This window comes from Lachnoanaerobaculum sanguinis (genome assembly GCF_033242365.1).
Taxonomy (GTDB): Bacteria; Bacillota; Clostridia; order Lachnospirales; family Lachnospiraceae; genus Lachnoanaerobaculum; species Lachnoanaerobaculum sanguinis.
This window is the reverse complement of the sequence record NZ_BTHK01000051.1, coordinates 1-520: the sequence shown is the minus strand read 5'-3', so window position 1 is coordinate 520 and position 520 is coordinate 1. Positions and strand designations below refer to the sequence as shown.

Here is a 520-nt window from a genome sequence, read left to right as displayed (position 1 = left end):
TCCTTAGAAAGGAGGTGATCCAGCCGCACCTTCCGATACGGCTACCTTGTTACGACTTCACCCCAGTTATCCTCCCTGCCTTCGGCAGCTCCTTCCTTACGGTTAGGTCACTGACTTCGGGCATTGATGACTCCCATGGTGTGACGGGCGGTGTGTACAAGACCCGGGAACGTATTCACCGCAGCATTCTGATCTGCGATTACTAGCGATTCCAGCTTCATATAGTCGAGTTGCAGACTACAATCCGAACTGAGACGTTATTTTTGTGATTTGCTTGGCCTCGCGGCTTTGCTTCACTTTGTTTACGCCATTGTAGCACGTGTGTAGCCCAAATCATAAGGGGCATGATGATTTGACGTCATCCCCACCTTCCTCCGGATTATCTCCGGCTGTCTCGTCAGAGTGCCCATCTTACTGCTGGCTACTGACGACAAGGGTTGCGCTCGTTGCGGGACTTAACCCAACATCTCACGACACGAGCTGACGACAACCATGCACCACCTGTATCCCTTGTCCCGAA

At 52.3% G+C, this 520-nt stretch carries 1 rRNA gene; it reads right to left on the bottom strand.

What is annotated here, in order from left to right:
- Positions 1-7 precede the first annotated feature (7 nt).
- Positions 8-520, bottom strand: a 16S ribosomal RNA gene (locus SBH76_RS13480); the annotation flags it as partial.